Source organism: Sphingomonas phyllosphaerae (genome assembly GCF_029623345.1).
In the GTDB taxonomy this organism is placed as follows: domain Bacteria; phylum Pseudomonadota; class Alphaproteobacteria; order Sphingomonadales; family Sphingomonadaceae; genus Sphingomonas; species Sphingomonas phyllosphaerae_C.
The window spans coordinates 105,952-123,714 of record NZ_JAPYKH010000008.1 but is presented as its reverse complement, the minus strand read 5'-3'; the positions used below and the strand labels follow the sequence as shown (position 1 = coordinate 123,714).

The following is a 17,763-nucleotide window of genomic DNA, read 5'->3' as shown; positions in this document are numbered from 1 at the left end:
CGCTTCGATCAGCGCGCGCCGCCGACGCGCGCGCTGATCCCCGATGGGGGTACGGCGAGACGATCGAGATACTGCTGATGCGTCGGCAACGCAGCCACCTGGCGCGTGACGTCGCGCCCAAGATCGGCGAGCGTCGCGGCGAGCCGCCCCGGCGGCATCAGCCGCGCAACCCGGTTGTGCGCTTCCGGCATGAGCCGCTGACCGAGTAGCACCTGTACCCAGGAGGTGACGGTGAACAGTTCGTCGCTCGCCTGAAAGGCCTGCGCGCCCTCGCGGAACAGCGCCAGCCGCGCCGAGAGGCTGTCGGGCAGCGGCATGTCGCGGAGCCGCTGCCAGAACGGCTCGTCGCGCTGGTTGACGTGATAATGGAGGATGATGAAGTCGCGCACCCCCTCGATCTCGCGACGCGCCATGTCGTTGAAGCGCGCTGCCAGCGACTCGGTCACCCCGTCATACGGGAAAAGCTGGAGCAACCGCGTCAGCGCGATCATGATCAGATGGATGCTGGTCGACTCGAGCGGCTCGACGAAGCCCCCGGCGAGACTCAGCGCGACACAGTTGCGCTCCCACGCACGCTCGCGCCGGCCGGTGCGGAAGCGGATCAGCCGCGGCTCGATCAGCACCTCGCCCTCGACCGTGTCGAGCAGCCTTGCGCGCGCCGCGTCGTCCGAGAGGTAGGCGCTGCTGTAGACGATGCCGTTGCCGAGGCGGTGCTGCAGCGGGATGCGCCACTGCCAGCCGGCGTCGTGCGCGATGGCGCGCGTGTAGGGAACCGCCGGCCCGGTCGCGGCGGTCTGCACCGCGACGGCGCGGTCGCATGGCAACCACTCGGTCCAGTCCTCATAACCGACGCCGAGCGTCTCGCCGATCAGCAGCGCGCGGAAGCCAGTGCAGTCGAGGAAAAAGTCTCCCTCCACCCGGCGCCCGTCGGCCATCACCAAGGCGGCGAGATCCCCGCTGGCATCACGCTCGGCGCGCTCAATCCGCCCCTCGATACGAACGAGGCCGTCGCTCTCGCAACGCTCGCGCAGGTAGCGGGCGTAGCGCGCGGCGTCGAAGTGGAAGGCGTAATTGAGCGAGGCCGCAGGCGGTCCGGCGAAGCGTCCCGCGCGCGCCGCCTCATGCTCGACGCAATAGGCACCGATCTCCTCGGCGACGCCCTGCGCGCGCGCCTCCAGCCAGAAATGGTGGAAGTCCGCCATCCAGGTCGATCGGCCCAGCGTGCCGAACGAGTGGAGGTAGCGCTCGTCGGGACGCGACCAGCCCTCAAACGAGATGCCGAGCTTGTAGCTGGCGCCGGTGGCGCGGACGAACTCCTGCTCGTCGATGCCGATCAGCTGGTGGAAGGCGCGCACCGTCGGGATCGTCGACTCACCGACGCCGACGGTGCCGATCTCCTCCGATTCGACCAACGTCACCTTGATCAGCGCGCCGAGCTGGCGCGTCAGGATCGCGGCGGCGAGCCAGCCCGCGGTGCCGCCCCCGGCGATGACGACACGGCGCACCGGCCTCACCGGTTGAGCTTCCGCAACAGCTCGGCGCGCAACCGCCGCGCGCCAAGCTCGTCGAGCCGCGCCAGCGCGCCGCGGGCGTGCGGGGGCAGATGCGCGGCGGGCCGCTCGGCATCGCCGAAGACATAATAGTCGAACATCGCGCGCCACGCCGCCTTCTCGCCCGCGGGGCGGTCGCGCAGGCTGAGCAACGCGTGGAGCAGCGTGTTCATCGGGGTGTCCATGAAGGCCGGCGCCTCGTTCCACCAATAATTGACGAGCACATTGAACGAGTCGAGCGCCTCGACCTGGTGCCACCACAGCGCGGGATAGACCACGGCGTCACCCGGCTCGAGCTCGGCCACCTGCGCCGCCGCGATCGCCCCTTCGAAGCGGGGGTAACGATCGAGGTCAACGTCGCGGAAATCGACCATCGACACCACCTGCCCGCCCGGCGTGGGCGCGAGCGGGCCGGGATAGAGGTTGGCGACCTGGTCGGGCGGAAACAGCGTGAAGCGGCGGCGCCCGGCACCGACCACCGCGACGTTGTTCGACATGTCGTGGTGCGCCACCGCGGTGGTGCGGTTGCCGATCCAGATGCTCCGCAGCGCGCGGTCGAACCCCGCCTCGGGCAGCGGGTTGGCGTCGGCGAGACCGGGAAAGAACAGGTCGAGGTCGGTCGAGCCGACGTAGAAGGACTCGGCATCGTCGCGGTCACCCGCGGCGAGCAGGCGCGCGAGATAGTCGTCGAGGCGGACGCGTTCGCCCTCGAAGTCGAGCCGGGTCAGTTCGGCATCGTAGAAATAGCGGCCGCCCAGCTCAGCGCGAGCGGTATAGCCCACCACCGGGTGGCCGTTGTAGAAGTCGAGAAGATAGTCGGCGAGCGCATTCGGTCCGCTTCGTCCCGCCGCGACCAACGGCCAGTCGGCGACAATGCCACGCACGACCACCGGCTCTCCCGCGGCGACCAGCGCGGCGAGGTCGCGAGCGGCAGGATCGTCCGCCGCGATCTCTCGCACGCGCCGGCCGGTAATCGGCGCGGTCACGCCGCCGCCCGTCGCTTGTTCTTGAGCTCGATCAGACGCGAGACGTTCGCCAGCGACGCCGCCGCCATCGTCGCGAGCCGCAACAACCCGGTGCGGTGGAGCCGCACCACGTCCGTGTCGGACAGTGCGGCGAGCGCGCCCTCGTCGACCGCGAGCACGCCGGGCACGTTGTAGCCGCCCTCGTCGCCGAGATCGATCTCGAGCACCACATCACGCAGCAGCCCCGCCGCGGCGAGCTGGGCGTTGATCGCGCGCGCCTGCTGCGCGCCTTCGTAGATCGTGCGCAGCGCCGCCGAGACATGCTGGAGATAAGGCGCGTCGCCGCCGTGCGGCAGGAAGAGCGGCAGGCCCGCGTCGTCGCCGACGCGCGGGTCGTTGAGGTCGATGTGGACCATCGGCTCGCCCGTCTCGCCGGCGCCGGCGTCACGCGCCAGTGCGATCGAGAAGGGACCGCGGCGCTGCATCGCGGGGACGTAGCGGCTGGTCCAGCCTTGCTCGCCGAGAAAGAGGTTCTCGTTCGAGTCGAGGCCGAGCAGCACGATCGCGTCGATCGAGTCACCGTCGCGGCGGAACAGGATCGCGAAGTCGCGCTGTGCCTGTTCGAACTCGGCCGGATAGATCGGAAGTTGGTTGGCGTGGTCACCGAACTCGGCACCGACGCGCGGCGCGACCCGCAGCTCGGCATGGTCGACGTTGTTAAGCAGGACTCGGTTCATGCAACTCTCTCGACGCGGCGGCGCCGCCCTACCGGGCCGTTGTGCACCAGAGCATTTCAGCACGGAAGCGCCGATTTGCTCCGTTGTGCTGACGTAAAACGACCGTCATCCCGACCTCGCTTGCAGATCCACCGTGCCGCCCCTTCGAATGGTGAGGCTCTTGCGGCACGGTGGATCCTCAAACAAGTTCAGGATGACGGCAATAGAGGAAGGCCGTTGTTCGCCACGCAGAAAAGGGAACCGCCACCGGCGGCCCCCTTCCCTCATCCTCAGAACTTGTAACGCGCGCCCAGCAGGAAGCGGGGCTTCAGCTCCTGCGCCAGCACCAGGTTCCGCTCGGTACGGCCGTAGGTCTTGACGCTCTCGCTGGTCAGATTGATCCCCTCCAGCGTCACCGCGATCGTGTCGTTGACATCGTAGCTGATGTTGACATCGACCGTGCCGAAGGGCGCGACGAACAGCGGGTTGCGGTTGCCACCCTGGTTGGTCGCGACGAGGTACTTGTCACGCCAGTTGTACGCCACGCGCGCCGAGATACCATTCTTGTCGTAGATCGCGGTAGCGTTGGCGCTGTTGCCGAGGCCGGTCAGTGCGAAGATGTTGACCGTCGGGTCGGCATAGGGGTCGACGTTCACGTCGCCGCTCACCTTCGTGAACGAACCGGCGAAGCCGAAGCCCGTGTTGCCGAAGAAGTTGGTCCAGGCCAGCTCGAAGCCGTGGATCTTGCCCTCGCGGTTGTTGATCGGCTGCGACACCGAGAAGTTGAACAGCGGATCGTTGGCGTCGGACGAAACGTCGATCTGCGACAGCACCTGATCGACGAAGGTCTGTTGCAGGCCGCGGCCAGCGACGTAGTTCGCGTTGAACTGCGAGGTGGCCGCCGCCTGGTTCCCACCGTTCTGCACGAGCAGCGCGGTATAGGTGAACAGGTTGACGTCGCTCAGGTCATAGCCGCTCGAGCGGAGGAACGCCGCCGCGGTGCCGGAGCGCGAGCCCGCCGCACCCGAGCTCGGATCGCGCAGACCGAACAGGTTCTGGTTGATCACACCGGTGCCGAGGAAGTTGGCGACGCGCTTGTCGAAGAAACCGACCGACACGAAGCTCGACGGCTTGTAATACCATTCCAGCGAGACGTCGAAGTTATCCGACAGCAGCGGCAGCAGGTTGGCGTTGCCGGTGCTGCCGGTCGGAATGCCGCCGAGCAGCGTCGGACGGCCCGGCGCGCCGGCCGAGGCGGTGGCGAACAGGTTGCCATAGTCGGGCCGAGCCAGCGTGCGGCTGAACGAGACGCGCGCCTTGACGTTGGTGATCGGCTCGATGCTGAAGTCGACCGCGGGCAGCAGGTTCTCGTATTTGCCGCGCTGGCGGATCGCGGTGAATACGCCGCTGGCGTCGCCGCGGAAGTCGTTGTCGGCGGTCCAGACGATGTTGTTGTACGTCTGCACCGCGTCCGAGACGACGCGGGTCTGCTCGTAGCGCGCACCGATCACGAGGTTGGCGGGACGATTGGCGACCTCGCCGTTCCAGGTGAACTGGCCGAACACCGCCCAGATCTTCTCTTGCACCGTGTCGTCCGCGGGTGCCGAGGGCGCTGGCGGCTGGCCCAGCCCGGTGTAATAGGGGCTCAGCACGTTGTAGAGGTCGATGGCGTTGCCGCGGAAGGCGATGAGGGACGATCCCTCCGACGCCGGGTTGAAGTGGTCGAACTTGCAGGTCAGGCAATATTGCTGGACCAGGTCGGGTGCCAGCTGCTGGATGATGCCCGGGTTCTGCAGGCCCCAGTCGCCCAGCGTCTGCTGGGTCTGGGTCTGGGTCGAGTGCATCTTCGAGTCGGTGTACGAACCGCCCGCGTCGAAGCGGCTGCCGCCGCCGAGATCCCAGCCGAGCCGCGCCTGGATCTGGTCGATCCGCTGCGTCTGGCGGGAGATGATCGTACGCGCCGGCGCGGCACCCAGATCACCGATGTCGAGCACGCCGTTGCAGTTGCCCTTCGGCGAGGACGTCGGCGTGGCGCGATAGCAGTCGTTGATGATCTGCGCCTGCTGCGGGAAGCCCGTGCTGAAGTCGAGCGAGTGGCCCGCGATCACCGGCGCGCCGAGCGCAACCGTGGTCGCGGTGGTGCCGTTGGGATTGTCGGGGGACGACTTGGACTCGGAGTGATGGCCGTCGAGCGTCAGCGTGAAGTTGGGCGCGAAATCCCACTTCACGTTGAGGCCGACCGAGGCGAGCCGCGCCTTGGTGGCAGCCTGCTGCTGCTCGAAACCCTCGTCCTTCGGGCTGGTCGGCAGATAGTCGCGCAGGAAGATCGCGGTCGCCATGTTGGGGTTGTCGTCGAAGCGAACTTCGCTGAACGGGCGGTTGAACCAATTGGTCTGCTCGCTGCGCTGCTCACGCAGGCGATTCTGCGCGAACAGGCTGTCGACCGTGAACTCGAGCGTGTCCGTCGGACGGAATTGCAGCACGCCCTGGAAGTTGATGCGCTCGCGGCGGTTCTCGGAGAACTGGTAGCGGCTGTCGTTCGGCACCAGAACATAGGGCGCGGTCGGCTTGTTGCCGTCCAGCACCGTGGTCGAGTTGATGAACGTGCCCGGGTTGAAGAAGTCGGCGGTGGGGATGACGTTCCAATAGTTCGGGTTGGACTGTGCCGACGCGGAGTAGCGCAGCTGGTAGCTGCCGAACACCGCGGCGCCGAACGTGCCCTCCTCGTTCTTGTAGTTGAGCAGGCCCGAGACCTCGGGCGTGACGCGGTGCTTGTCGCCGACCGCCTTCTCCACCGACGTGTCGTACAGCGCCTTGGCGCCGATCGAGCCGGTTACGCCGGTCTCGCGCGAGTCGAGCGGCTTGCGCGTGTTGATGTTGATCGTGGCGCCGATGCCGCCGGTCGGCACCGAGGCGCGTCCGGTCTTATAGACTTCCAGGCCGCTGACGCCTTCCGAGGCGATGTTCTGGAAGTCGAACGAGCGCCCCGCGCCGCGCGCGAACAGGTTGCCGCCGCTGGTGTCGATGTTGGTCGCGGGCAGCTGGCGGCCGTTGATGGTGACGAGGTTGAAGCCGCCCGAGAAGCCGCGAACCGAGACCTGCGAGCCCTCACCGTTGACGCGGTTGATCGACACGCCGGTGATACGCTGGAGCGACTCCGCGAGGTTGGTGTCAGGGAACTTGCCGATGTCCTCGGCCGAGATCGCGTCGACGACGCCCGGCGAGTCGCGCTTGATCGCGATGGCGCGATCGAGGCTGGCACGGACGCCGGTGACGACGATGTCGTCGACCGCGCCATTCTCCTGAGCGGCGACGGTGCCCGATCGGGCGGTGTCGCTGTCGACGGCCTGGCCACCGCCGGGCTGGGCGTTGGTTGCCGACGGTTCGCCGCCGGTGGTCTGCGCGAACGCGGGCGTGGCAGCAATCGCCAGCGCCCCGAGCGACGTGGACAGAGCAAGCTTCGACAAGACGTTAAGGCGCTTCATCATCCCCCCCTAGTGCGCTGCTGCGGAACCTTCCGCAGGCACGGCTGGAGCCCCTGTGAGGTCACCAGATGTGATAACGCTATCAAGTAGAACGACGCTGTCAACTAAGCCTGCCGTATAATCTCATCGCCGATTGATCGGACAATAGTCATCGGTTGAGCTATTTAATTCTGCTATTTTCTTTAATCGTCAGCACTGCTGATGAGGGCTTTCATGGCCCCTCCGCCTCAACCTCTAGGTTTTCCAGCAACTTGCGCCCGGAAAACAGGCCGTCGCGCAACTGTATAACGCGAGAACGCGCCCACTCGCTTGAGCGGACGCGTTCCCTGCCGGCGGCGGCGCGGTTCAGACAAGGGCGGGCAGCTGCGACAGATGTTTGTCGAGTGTGACCGGATAGTCACGCACGCGCACGCCGGTTGCGTTGTAGATCGCGTTCGCCACCGCGGCGCCGACGCCACACAGGCCGAGTTCGCCGACTCCCTTGGCCTTCATCGGGTTGGCCTTGTCGTCCGACTCGTCGAGGAAGACGACGTCCTGATGCGGGATGTCGGCGTGGACCGGCACCTCGTAGGTGGCGAGGTCATGATTGATGAACAGGCCGAAGCGCGTGTCGACCGCCAGTTCCTCCATCAAGGCGGAGCCGACCCCCATCGTCATCGCCCCGATCACCTGGCTGCGCGCCGATTTGGGATTGATGATCCGACCCGCTGCACAGACCGCCAGCATGCGCCGCAGCCGCGTCGCGCCGGTGTAGGAGTCGACGCCGACCTCGACGAAATGCGCGCCGAAGGTGGAGAGCTGCCAAGTCTTGTCGAGCTCGCCATATTCGATCTTGTCCTCGCCGATCAGCTCGCCCTGCGCCGCCGCCTTGGCGAGCGGTACGGAGCGGTTGCCTACGACCACCTTGCCATCGGCGAAGCGCGGGTCGGCCGAGTTCACCCCGACGCGCTGCGCCACCGCCTCGCGCAACTTGACGCAGGCGGCATAGACGCCGGCGGTGGCATTGGCCGCGCCGAACTGCCCGCCTGAGCCCGCCGACACCGGGAACGCGGAGTCGCCAAGCTTTACGCTGACCTGCTCCATCGGCACGCCCATCATCTCGGCCGCGGTCTGCGCGATGATGGTGTAGCTGCCGGTGCCGATGTCGGTCATGTCGGTCTCGACCGTCACGCGCCCGTCGCGCCCGAGCCGCACCCGCGCACCCGAGGGATAGTTGATGTGGTTACGGAAGGCCGAGGCCACGCCCATCCCGACCAGCCAGCGCCCGTCGCGCACCTGTGCCGGCGTCGCGTTGCGCCGCGACCAGCCGAAGCGCTGGGCGCCCTCGCGCAGGCAGCGTACCAGCTGGCGCTCGGAGAAGCGTCGGTCAGGCTTCTCGGGATCGACCATCGTATCGTTGCGGATGCGGAAGTCGACGGGATCGAGCTTGAGCTGCTCGGCCATCTCATCGATCGCGATCTCCAGCGCCATCATGCCGGGCGCCTCGCCGGGCGCGCGCATCGCATTGCCCTCAGGCAGGTCGAGCACCGCCAGGCGCATCGCGGTCAGCCGGTTCTTGCCGGCGTACAGCAGCTTGGTCTGGTTGACCGCGGTCTCGGGGCCGCCACCGGGCTGATCGCCCGAGCCGCTCTCGTGCGCGATCGCGGTGATCGTGCCGTCGGGCATGGCACCGATGCGGATGCGCTGGCGCGTCGCGGGGCGGTGGGTCGCGTTATTCGCCATCTGCGGGCGGGTGAGCGCGACCTTGACCGGCCGCCCCGCCGCGCGCGCGCCGAGCGCCGCCAGCACCGCGTCGGCGCGCAGGAACAGCTTTCCGCCGAAACCGCCGCCGACATAAGGCGAGATCAGCCGCACCTTCTCCTTGGGCATGTTGAGCGTGGTCGCGAGATCGCCGCGTCCCCAGTCGATCATCTGGTTGGAGGTCCACACCGTCAGTTCATCGCCCTCCCACGTCGCCAGCGACGCGAACGGCTCCATCATCGCGTGGCTGTGGTCCGGCGTGGTGTAGCGCTGGTCGAGCTTGACCGGTGCCGCGGCGAAGGCCTGCTCGAACGCGCCGGTGCGATCGACCGGCGGGGCGCCGCTGCCCTCGCCGCTGTCGCCGGCGGTGAGCGGTGCCGTCTTGAGCGCGCTGTCGAGATCGAAGCGACCCGACGTGCGCGCGTAATCGACGCGCACCAGCGCCGCGGCGGCGCGCGCCTGCTCGAACGTCTCCGCCACCACCAGCGCGATCGCCTGGTGGTAATGGTCGACCTCGGGGCCGCCGAACAGCTTGACCGTGTTGTACTTGCCCTTTCCGAGCTTGCCCGCGTCGGCGGCGGTGACCACCGCGATCACGCCCGGCGCGGCCTTGGCGGCGGCGGTGTCGAGCGTGCGGATGCGCCCCTTGGCCACTGCTGCACCGACGACATAGCCATAAGCCTGATTGCCGGCGACCTCGTGGTGTTCATAGGCATAGGGCGCGCGGCCGCTGGTCTTGAGCGGTCCGTCGATGCGATCGTGCGCGCGGCCCACCACCTTCATCGCGTCGATCGGGTTGGTGCCGGCTGGCGTGTCGAACTTCATGGCCTCAACCCTTCTTCTGCGCGGGCGTGCCCGCCTGGGCGAGCACCGCGGCGAGCGCGCGCGTCGCCAGCGGCAGCTTGAACGCATTGTCCTTGGTCGGCGTCGCGCCGTGGAACGCGCGCGCGGTCACCGCCTCGGCGCCCTGCGGCAGCAGCGCCTCCGCTTCCTCCACACGCCACGGCTTGGGCGCGACGCCGCCGAACGCGACCCGCCCGCTGCCGTCGCGCTGGATCACCGCCGCGACCGACACAAGCGCGTAAGCGTAGGAGGCGCGGTCACGCACCTTCTCGTAGAAATGCTGACCGCCGAGCGGCTTGGGCAGCACCACCGCGGTGATCAGTTCGCCCGCGCGCAGGCTGGTGTCCTGCTCGGGGTGGTCGCCCCACAGCCGGTGGAAGTCGGCGATCGGGATGCTGCGACGCTGGCCGCCGGCATCGACCGTCTCGATCACCGCGTCGAGCACGCGCATCGCCACCGCCATGTCGCCGGGGAAAGTGGCGATGCACGACGAGCTCACGCCGATGACGCCGAGCTGGCGCGAATAGCCGCCGATCGCGGCGCAGCCGTCGCCGGGCTTGCGCTTGTTGCACGCCATGTTGGTGTCGTAGAAATAGGGGCAGCGCGTGCGCTGGAGCAAATTGCCCGCGGTCGAGGCCTTGTTGCGCAGCTGGCCCGAGGCACCCGCCAGGATCGCGCGGCTGAGCACGCCATAGTCGCGCCGCACGCGCGTGTCGGCGGCGAGGTCGGTGTTGGTCACCAAAGCGCCGATGCGTAGGCCACCGTCGCCGGTCTTCTCGATCTTGTCGAAGCCGAGGTCCTGCACGTCGACGAGGTGCGTCGGCGTCTCGATCTCCAGCTTCATCAGGTCGAGCAGGTTGGTGCCACCCGCCAGGAACTTGGCGCCCGGCCGCTGCGCCACCGCGCGCGCCGCGGCGACCGCGTCGGTGGCGCGCTCGTAGGTGAAGCTCCTCATGCGCGCTCTCCCGCCACGTCGGCCATCGCCTCGGCGATGTTCGAATAAGCACCGCAGCGGCAGATGTTGCCGCTCATCCGCTCGCGCAGCTCCATGTTGCTGAAGCGTGCCTTGGCGGTGAGGTCGCCCTGGACGTGGCTGGGCACGTCGCGCTTGATCTCGTCGAGCACCGCCACCGCCGAACAGATCTGTCCGGGCGTGCAATAGCCGCACTGATAGCCGTCGTGCTTCACGAACGCGGCCTGCATCGGGTGGAGCTTGTCGGGCGTGCCGAGCCCCTCGATCGTGGTGACCGCGTCACCGTCGTGCTGCAGCGCGAGGCTGAGGCAGGAGTTGATCCGCCGCCCCTCGACGATCACGGTACAGGCGCCGCACTGGCCGTGGTCGCAGCCCTTCTTGGTGCCGGTAAGGTGGAGGTGCTCGCGCAGCGCGTCGAGCAGCGTCGTGCGCGGGTCGAGCGCCAGCTCGCGCTTCTCACCGTTAACGGTGAGGCGCACTGGCATGGTCGGGGTGGCACCCGAAGGCGTCCGCTGCGGCATCGCTTCAGCCGGCGCCGCCGCGGCGACCGCGCTGGCGGCGCTCCCGGCGAGCACCCCGCGGCGCGAGAGCGCGAATTCTGCTGTGTCCGACATCGCCGGCCTCCCTCTTCCTGCCCTTCCGGGCGCAGCGTCCAAGTCCCTGTCGACTTGAGATGATCGTAACGCGCGCCAAGCCCATGTGGACCAACCGCTTCGCTCAGGAAGGTGATGAGCCGCGCTCAGCGTCACGCTGGTCTCACAGCTCGCGCAGCGCCGCCGCCGGCCGCGCGCGCAGCACGGGCAGGCTGCCCACGACGCCGATCGCCAAAGTCGCTGCGACGCCGAACAGCAGCGTCGCCACTACCGCGCCCCAGTCGGGCAGCCATTCGAAGCCGAACAGCTGGGTCACGACATACCAGCCGCCCGCCACGCCGAGCAGCAGCGCCACCGCCGCCGCCGCCAGCGCCAACAGCGCATATTCGAGCAGCTGCATCACCAGCACCTGCCTTCGCGTCGCGCCGAGCACCTTGAGCACCACCGCGTCATAGGTCCGCGTCGCGCGCGCCGCGGCGATCGCGCCGACCAGCACCGCCACGCCGGCCAGCACCGCCACGCCCGCCGCGGCGGCGATCGCGGTGGCCATCTGGCGCACCACCGTCTGCACCTGCGCGAGCACGCCGCCCACCTCGATCACCGACAGCGAGGGGAAGCGCGGCAGCAGCGCGCGAGTCACCGCGCCGGTGCGCGCCGCGGGCATGTCGATCGTCGCGGCGAGATTGTGCGGCACGTCCGCCAGCGCGCCGGGCGAGAACACCAGCACGAAGTTGAAGCCGAGCGTGTCCCACGCGATGCGACGGAACGACGCGATCGTGGCGGTGCGTTCCAGCCCCAAAACCGAGATCGTCAGCGGGTCGCCGATCTTGAGGCGCAATGACTGCGCCAACCGCTCGTCGACGGAGACCAACGGGCGTCGCGCCTCGGCGGCGCTCCACCAGTGGCCGGCGCTGAGCGTGCTGCCCGCGGGTAGCGCCGCGGCGAAGGTCAGGCCGCGCTCGCCGCGGAGCGCCCAGGCCCCGTCCGGGATCTCGGCGAGATCAGCGACGCGCGTTCGGGCATAGCCGGTGATCGTGCCGCGCATCAGCGGCACGGTGGCGATCACAGCACCGGGCGATGCGTTCACGACGGTGGCGCGGAAGTCGCGCTCGCGCTCGGGCGGCACGTCGAGCACGAACAGCGCTGGCGCGCGCTCGGGCACGCTGCGGGTAATGTTGCCATCGAGGCTGGTGCGGATCGTCGCGAGCAGCACGAACAGGGTGAGACCGAGCCCCAGCGCCACCACCAGCGCCACGGTTCGCGCCCCCGGGCGGTGGAGCGCGGCAAGCGCGAGCCGCGGCAGCGGGCGGCGCGGTGGCGGGACCTTCGCGGCGAGCCAGCGCACCGCATGGCCGAGCCCGACGAGTAGCAGCAGCGTCGCCGCGGCGGCGCCGAGGAAGCCGGCGGCGAACAGCGGCCGCTCGCTGGTCGCGAGCACCAGCGCCACCAGCGCGGCCCCCGCCGCGGCCATCCAGGCAACGGCGACTCGCCCGCCGCGCGTCCGGCGATCGTGGACGCCGCGCAGCAGCGCCGCGGCGGGCACGCGCCCCGCCGCGACCAGCGCGGGCGCGCAGAAGGCGAGCGCGATCAGCAGCCCATACAGCGCGGCCAGCGCGAGCGGCAGCGGCGCCACCACGAAGCCGGGCGCGACCGGCAGCACCGCGCCGGCGAGCGCGCCGACCAACGGCACCGCGACCAACCCCGCGAGGAGCCCCAGCGCGATCCCCACCCCCGCCACCGCGAGCACCTGGATGAGATACACGCGCGTCACCGTCGCCGAGGTCGCCCCCAGCACCTTGAGCATCGCCACGCTCGCGCGCCGCTGCTCGAGATAGGAGGAGACGCCGTTGCCGACGCCGATCCCCGCGATCACCAGCGCAGCGAGCCCGACCAGCGTGAGAAACTCGCCCATGCGCGCGATGAAGCGACTCGCCCCCGGCGAGGCGCGGTCGCGCGTGCGCGTCTCCCACCCCGCCGCCGCGAAGCGCTTGGCGAAGCCCGCCACCGCCGCCGCCGGGTCGCGCGCGCCGATCGCGATGCGATACTTGGTCTCGTAGAGGCTGCCCGGCTGCACCAGTCCGGTCCGCGCCAGCCCCGCGTTCGACACCAGCACGGCCGGGCCGAAGCTGAAGCCCTCGCTCAGCCGGTCGGGCTCGTCGGCGATGACGCCGCCGATGCGGAAGGTCGCGGCGCCGAGCCGAAGCGGGTCGCCGCGGCGTAGCCCCAGCCGCTCGACCAACGCCGGCGCGACATAGGCGATATCGGCGCCGGTGACAGGCACCGCCCGTCCGCCCGTGAGCGTCAGCCGGCCGTAGAGCGGATAAGCCGAGTCGACCGCCTTGAGCTGCACCGGCGCGGTGGCGCCGTCACGTCTCACCGCCATTGACTGCATCCGCACCGTCTCGGACACGCGCCCCAGCCGCGCGATCGCGGTGCGCTCGTCGGCGTCGGCGGCGCGCTGCGAGATCGCGAGCTCGACGTCGCCCCCAAGCAGGACACGCCCGCGTGCCGCCAGCTCGCCGGTGATCGCCTGGGTCAGGCTGCCGATCGCGGCGAGCGCGCCGACGCCGAGGAACAGGCACAGAAGCAATAGGCGCAGGCCCTTGAAGCGGAGCGACAGCTCGCGCCGCGCGAGCCGCCAGGCCAGCGCCCAGCCGCTCATCGCAGTCGCCCGTCGGCGAGCTCGACGATTCGGTCGCAGCGCTGCGCCAACGCCGGGTCATGCGTGATGATGACGAGGCTGGCGTCGGTGGCGCGACGCCGCTCGAACAGCAGGTCGACGACGCGCGCGCCGGTCGCCGCATCAAGATTGCCGGTCGGCTCGTCGGCGAACACCAAAGAGGGGCGCGGCGCCAGCGCGCGCGCGATTGCGACACGCTGCTGCTCGCCGCCGGAGAGCTGCGCGGGATAATGGTCGAGCCGATGCCGCAGCCCGACCGCGTCCAGCTCGGCCTCGGCGCGGGCGCGCGCGTCGTCGGCGCCCTGCAGTTCGAGCGGCACCATCACATTATCGCGCGCGGTCATCGTCGGCAGCAGGTGGAAGGCCTGGAGCACGATGCCGATCCGCCCACGCCGCGCCACCGCAAGCGAGTCCTCGTCGAGCGCGGTGAAATCGAGCCCGGTCACCTCGACGCTGCCCGAGGTCGCGCGCTCCAGCCCGGCGAGCACCGCCATCAGCGACGACTTGCCCGATCCGGAGGCGCCGAGCAGCGCGACGCTCTCGCCCGCGTCGACCTCGAGATCGACCCCGCGCAGGATCTCGACCGGTTCGGCGCCGCCGAGCGTGAGCCTTACATCGCGCGCGGCGATGACCATATGCGGCGACGACATTCAGCGGAGCCGGGGCGTAAGTGACGCGATCATATCTGACATATGCGGCGCCGGCGGCGCTTCTCCAAGCCGCGCTGATGGTGACGGGCTGTTCGCCGCGTGACGAGAGCACTCCGGACGGGCCGCGCGTGAGTGGCAGCGACGGGGAGGCCGTGCCTGCGCCGGTCGCCACCGCGCCGGTGAGCGGGCCCGAGCGCGTCGTGCTCGCGCTCGGCGATAGTATGTACGCGGGATACGGGCTGAGCCGCGGCCAGAGCCTGCCCGACGCGATCCAGGCGCGGCTGCGCGCCGACGGGATCAACGCGCGGCTGGTCAATGCCGGGGTCTCGGGCGACACGAGCGCGGACGGGCGACGTCGGCTCGCTTATACGCTCGACCGGCTCGGCAAGACGCCCGACCTGGTACTGCTGGGGCTCGGCGGCAATGACGTGCTGCGCCAGCTCGACCCCAAGGTGACGCGCGACAATCTCGCCGCGATGCTCGACGAGTTGCGGAAGCGAGGCGTTCCGGTGGTGCTGACCGGCATGCTCGCGCCGCCCAACCTCGGGCCGGATTACGCGAGGCGGTTCAACGCCATCTTTCCGGAGTTGGCGAAGCGATATAATGCGCCGTTATACCCGTTCATCCTTGACGGCGTGCTCGGCAGTCGGACGCTGATGCTACCCGACGGTGTTCACCCTAACGCGCAAGGCGTGGCGCGGATCGCAGATCGGGTAACGCCGGTGGTGCGGCAGGCGCTGGCGGACACAGCGGAACATTGAGAGATTCCAACCTCGCGGTGCGTGTCGGCCGTTACTTGCCTGTCCTAGCTTTACCTGTCGTGTCATCCCGGCGAAGGCCGGAGTCACTCCTCCGCTCCTCCTCCCACCGGTGAGTTCGCGGATCGGCCGATTCCGGTCTTCGTCGGGATGACGGCAGTGGGGTCAAAGGAGCGGGCGCGGTCGCCCACGCCGCGCTGCCATCTCCGTCACGCCTTCTTCAGCTCGTCCGGCTTGTGCACCGCTTCCTTGCCCGACTTGTCGCTCTTGACGCGATACTGCGGGTCGTCCTTGCTCGCCTTCGCCGTATGACCACCGGCCTTGGTCGTCTTGGTCTCCTTCTTGACCACCTTGCCGCTGGTCTGGCCCTGCGGCGTGTCCCACTTCACCTTGTCGCCGGCCTTGAGGGTCTTGGTCATGGCTGCTCTCCTGTGGCTCGGCGGACTAAAGTGGATCAGCCCGGTGCTGGTTCCATAATCTCGAGGATGCGGCGATTCACTCGCTCGCGGGTTGGAGGTTGCGGTTCCGAGGAGAGAGCAATGAGCGAGAGCGACAAGATCACGACCGGCGCCAACGACCGCGCCGTCGACGAACCGCTGGCGAGCGGTGCGCCCGGCATCCCCGACGACGCGCTGCTCCCGAGCGAGAATTTGCCCGAGCCGCCCAGCGACGAGGAGGTGGCGCGCGTTGCCCGCCGGCTCGGCGCGCCGCTGCCGGACGCCTGAGCAGCATCCGGCCCACGTCCCGCTCGCGGACATCCGCTAGAAGCGCGCCCGTACCGCCCCCGCCAACGTGCGCGGGTCTGCGGGCGCGTGGAGCCGCTGCGTGCCGTCATACCAGACATATTCGTGGCGGTCGTCGGTGAGGTTGCGCAGCTGGAGCGACAACTCCACCGCCCGGGTGAGCTGATAACCCGCCTCCGCGGTGAGCTGGACATAGCGGCCGTAGCGCCCCTGCGCGCTGGCGGGCGTGAGTTCGTAGGACGACTGGCCGTTGCCCCACAACGACCCGCGCCAGCGGCTCCCGCGCGGCGCCCATTCCAGCCCGGCGGTATAAACGTCGCGCGGAACGTGGTCGATCTCGTTCCCCGCTTGCGACGGCGTCGCCGGGTCGGGCACGCGGATCACGGCTCGCTGGTGCGACCAGCTCGCCCAAGCCGACCAGCCACCGCCTGGCTGAACGCTCGCCTCGAGGTCGAAACCACGTCGTCGCGTCGCGCCGAGATTGTCGAACTCGCCGGCAGGATCGTTGAGCCGGCGCCGCAGCTCGCCGCTCGCGGTCTGCTGCCACAGCGCCGCGCGCGCGGTGAGCCAGCGCCCGCGCGCCAGCCGCACGCCCGCCTCATAACCCTCGTTGATCGAGGGTGCGACGTCGCGCGCGCGCGGCGGCACGATGAAAGCGCCCGAGCCCGCACCGATCTGGAAGGTGCGGCCGTAATTGCCATAAGCGGTCACCCCCGCGACCGGCTCAACCGCGACCGACAGCTTGGGCTGGCTGATCGTGCCATAATCGTTGACCGGATAAGCGCGGCCGTTCAGCCGGTTGAAATAATCGCCGCCGACCCGGTCGAGCCGCCACGCGGGCGTCACGCGCAGCCAGCGCAGCGGCGTTAGCACCGCCTGGACGTAACCGCCACCGACCGTCAGGTCGATGTCCTGGTTGCGCGTCGCAGCGACGACACGGCGATTATCTGTCGTCCAGCGCTGGCTAATATTGTGCTGCCACTGCACGTCGCCGCCCGCCTCCGCCATCAGCCAGGGTGCGGCATGCCAGTGGAGCGCGCCGACGACGCCATATTGCTGCTCCTCGGTCAGCCGCTGCTGTTGCGGCACGCCGGCCGAGAAGCGGACATAGCGATTGTCGTCGATCGTGTTGGCATAGCCGCTGAGCGCCAGCGCAACGTGCTCGCCGGGCGCGACGTCGAGCGTCACCGCATATTGGCCGAGCTCGCGCGTGCCGCCGTCACTCGCCGATACCGGGTAGGAGCGCCGCCGGTCGGTATAGGCGTCGGCGTCGGTAAGATAGCCCGGCTCGTCGGCCGTGCCACGACTGTGGCGCGCGATCAGACCGAGCTGCGCGTCGCCGAGATCCAGCCGCCACTTGCCCGAGAGCGTCAGCCGGTCGAAGCCGGCATGGTCGCGATAGCCGTCGGAACGGCGGTAGCCGAGCGCCAGATTCTGGCTCAGCCGCCCAGTCTCCGCGCCCGCGGCGAGTTGCGCCTCGGCAGTGCCGAACGCCCCGGCGCTGACCCGCGTGTCGAGATAGGTGCCGCCGCTGCGCGTGACGATGTTGGCGCTGCCCGCGATGGCGTGCAGCCCCCAGCGCGGATCGGAGGTGCCGCGCACCAGCTCGACCGAGCCGACCGCGAGCGGTGAGACCAGGTCGATGAAGTCCATCCGCCCGGCATTGTCGTTCGAGGGGATCCCGTCGATCAGCAGCTTGACCGCGTTGATCTCGCCCTCGCCGTTGAAGCCGCGGATCGAGAAGCGCCCCGAGGTGGTGCCCTGGCCGAAGTCGGTCAGCACGACACCGGGGAGCCGCGCGAACAGCTCCCACGCGTCGTCGACATTCTGCCGCTGCGCGACGTCGCCCCCGAGCACGTCGATCGAGGTGAGCACCTCGCTGGTGGCGCGCGTCATCGACCGCGCGGTGACGACCACCTCGCCGATCGTGACGCCGGTCGCGGACGCCGGAGCCGGCGCGTCCTGCGCGTGCGCGACGGCGGGAACACAAGCGAGCGCGACCGCGCTCGCGGAGAGAAGATGACGGGACATGAGAATTCCGATCGCTCGCGCGCCGAGGGCACGCCG

General features: G+C 69.4%; 13 protein-coding genes. 2 read left to right on the top strand and 11 right to left on the bottom strand.

Going from position 1 to position 17,763, the window contains the following annotated elements; translation table 11 throughout:
* Positions 1-8: 8 nt before the first annotated feature.
* From QBJ89_RS10240 to QBJ89_RS10200, 9 genes are all read right to left on the bottom strand, one after another.
* Entirely contained in the window at positions 9-1,514 is a 1,506-nt protein-coding gene (locus QBJ89_RS10240; RefSeq protein WP_277980411.1) for a tryptophan halogenase family protein, read from the bottom strand.
* Positions 1,511-2,536 carry a cupin-like domain-containing protein gene (locus QBJ89_RS10235; RefSeq protein WP_277980410.1) on the bottom strand — a complete coding sequence of 342 codons (1,026 nt, stop codon included), beginning with the start codon at positions 2,534-2,536 and terminating at the stop codon, positions 1,511-1,513. The genes QBJ89_RS10240 and QBJ89_RS10235 overlap by 4 nt, the downstream gene beginning before the upstream one ends.
* Complete coding sequence (locus tag QBJ89_RS10230; protein WP_277980409.1) at positions 2,533-3,252, bottom strand: SapC family protein; 720 nt, start codon at positions 3,250-3,252, stop codon at positions 2,533-2,535. Before QBJ89_RS10230 ends, QBJ89_RS10235 begins: the two co-directional genes overlap by 4 nt.
* Before the next feature lie 269 nt (positions 3,253-3,521).
* Positions 3,522-6,719: a TonB-dependent receptor gene (locus tag QBJ89_RS10225; protein WP_277980408.1), complete on the bottom strand. Its 3,198-nt coding sequence runs from the start codon at positions 6,717-6,719 to the stop codon at positions 3,522-3,524.
* 342 nt (positions 6,720-7,061) lie between these two features.
* Positions 7,062-9,281, bottom strand: a complete 2,220-nt coding sequence (gene paoC / locus QBJ89_RS10220; protein ID WP_277980407.1) for an aldehyde oxidoreductase molybdenum-binding subunit PaoC — start codon at positions 9,279-9,281, stop codon at positions 7,062-7,064.
* A gap of 4 nt (positions 9,282-9,285) precedes the next feature.
* On the bottom strand, positions 9,286-10,254 hold the full coding sequence (locus QBJ89_RS10215) for an FAD binding domain-containing protein (protein ID WP_277980406.1): 969 nt from the start codon (positions 10,252-10,254) through the stop codon (positions 9,286-9,288).
* The gene (gene paoA / locus QBJ89_RS10210; protein WP_277980405.1) at positions 10,251-10,886 is read right to left on the bottom strand and encodes an aldehyde dehydrogenase iron-sulfur subunit PaoA; all 636 of its coding nucleotides are present in this window, start codon (positions 10,884-10,886) and stop codon (positions 10,251-10,253) included. Before paoA ends, QBJ89_RS10215 begins: the two co-directional genes overlap by 4 nt.
* 142 nt (positions 10,887-11,028) lie before the next feature.
* The gene (locus QBJ89_RS10205) at positions 11,029-13,527 is read right to left on the bottom strand and encodes an ABC transporter permease (RefSeq protein ID WP_277980404.1); all 2,499 of its coding nucleotides are present in this window, start codon (positions 13,525-13,527) and stop codon (positions 11,029-11,031) included.
* Positions 13,524-14,195, bottom strand: a complete 672-nt coding sequence (locus QBJ89_RS10200) for an ABC transporter ATP-binding protein (RefSeq protein WP_277980403.1) — start codon at positions 14,193-14,195, stop codon at positions 13,524-13,526. The genes QBJ89_RS10205 and QBJ89_RS10200 overlap by 4 nt, the downstream gene beginning before the upstream one ends.
* Before the next feature lie 128 nt (positions 14,196-14,323).
* Here QBJ89_RS10200 and QBJ89_RS10195 point away from each other — a divergent pair, with 128 nt between their 5' ends.
* Complete coding sequence (locus QBJ89_RS10195; RefSeq protein WP_277980402.1) at positions 14,324-14,956, top strand: arylesterase; 633 nt, start codon at positions 14,324-14,326, stop codon at positions 14,954-14,956.
* A 206-nt stretch (positions 14,957-15,162) separates the two neighbouring features.
* Here the strand turns inward: QBJ89_RS10195 and QBJ89_RS10190 are convergent, their stop codons facing one another.
* Complete coding sequence (locus tag QBJ89_RS10190; protein WP_183919502.1) at positions 15,163-15,372, bottom strand: DUF2945 domain-containing protein; 210 nt, start codon at positions 15,370-15,372, stop codon at positions 15,163-15,165.
* A 120-nt stretch (positions 15,373-15,492) separates the two neighbouring features.
* Here QBJ89_RS10190 and QBJ89_RS10185 point away from each other — a divergent pair, with 120 nt between their 5' ends.
* Positions 15,493-15,678: a hypothetical protein gene (locus QBJ89_RS10185; RefSeq protein WP_277980401.1), complete on the top strand. Its 186-nt coding sequence runs from the start codon at positions 15,493-15,495 to the stop codon at positions 15,676-15,678.
* Between the two features lie 36 nt (positions 15,679-15,714).
* Here the strand turns inward: QBJ89_RS10185 and QBJ89_RS10180 are convergent, their stop codons facing one another.
* Positions 15,715-17,727 carry a TonB-dependent receptor gene (locus QBJ89_RS10180; RefSeq protein WP_277980400.1) on the bottom strand — a complete coding sequence of 671 codons (2,013 nt, stop codon included), beginning with the start codon at positions 17,725-17,727 and terminating at the stop codon, positions 15,715-15,717.
* Positions 17,728-17,763: the final 36 nt, after the last annotated feature.